Here is a 942-nt window from a genome sequence, read left to right on the forward strand (position 1 = left end):
TGATTGATGAAAATCATCATAAAGTTTGTGTTCTTTTAGTCGATTTTAAGTGTATATATATCATGTGCGCGCGATATAGAGATGTTTCCTTTCAAAGTCAATTATTTCATTGCTAAATCGTGCTTATTGAGCGGAAATCGTCCAATTCGCATTGAAAATCGATTGGAGAGATCCTATATAAGGAGTATAGTTAGTGACCCAAGAATTTAGAGATGCTGTAAAAGTGACAGATGCAGAAGCTTCTTTTCAAGAAAGGCAACTGTATCAGGTTCAGATAGCTGTGAAGGCTTTGATTGATTTCGTTGTCACTAGCTTTGAAGAGTTGGGTATCGAAAAGTTACATGAGCTCGTTGATCCGTCACTTGATGAGGTTCATGAGATCATTCTCAAGCTTGATACCAAAGCCAAGCAACTTGGCGCTCTTGACCTACAGCAGGTATTGCTTACCGCGCAGATACTGATTCGTGATATTAAACAGAAAAACCCAGATCTGTGTGCACAAAGCTCCAAAATTCTCAAAGGGGCTGTAATTTTTAAATAACTTTCTTTTGGATGAAACGAGGCACTGCGGAGGCGCATATGAATAAACTCCACACAATTTCTGAGATGCTTAAACTGGCTGGCCGTCTTAATGAAATCGTTGCAGAAATGCAAGCTCGCAAGGATGCTATCCTTGCAGAAATGAACAAGAAAGCTGCATAACCCAGTTCTAATGTTCATATTAAACCCGGCCACCGCGCCGGGTTTTTTTGTGTCTTCCATACCGAGATCCAAAAGTTACTGCGCTGGCGTTAAAATCAATGACTTACACTAACCACTAAAGCAAGCATCCAATGCAATTCAATCACTTATGACGTGATCCAAAATAACCTGCGCTGGCGCATGTTGCTCCTGCACTTTTTTGTCACTCCTGCACTACCTTCCTTTCCGCACTATCTCGGC

At 41.1% G+C, this 942-nt stretch carries 2 protein-coding genes; both read left to right on the top strand.

What is annotated here, in order from left to right; translation table 11 throughout:
- The first annotated feature begins 193 nt into the window (after positions 1–193).
- Positions 194–541, top strand: coding sequence for a hypothetical protein (locus tag APU11_RS19770; RefSeq protein ID WP_039024874.1), 348 nt, complete (start codon positions 194–196; stop codon positions 539–541).
- 38 nt (positions 542–579) lie between these two features.
- Positions 580–702 carry a hypothetical protein gene (locus APU11_RS29140; protein ID WP_255250421.1) on the top strand — a complete coding sequence of 41 codons (123 nt, stop codon included), beginning with the start codon at positions 580–582 and terminating at the stop codon, positions 700–702.
- Positions 703–942: the final 240 nt, after the last annotated feature.

The sequence above is a fragment of the Enterobacter sp. 50793107 genome, from assembly GCF_001463365.1.
GTDB classification, from domain to species: Bacteria; Pseudomonadota; Gammaproteobacteria; order Enterobacterales; family Enterobacteriaceae; genus Enterobacter; species Enterobacter cloacae.

Excerpts from the sequence above, each read along its gene's own strand:
- APU11_RS29140 (WP_255250421.1), top strand. The coding sequence starts at position 580 with ATGAATAAACTCCACACAATTTCTGAGATGCTTAAACTGGCTGGCCGT.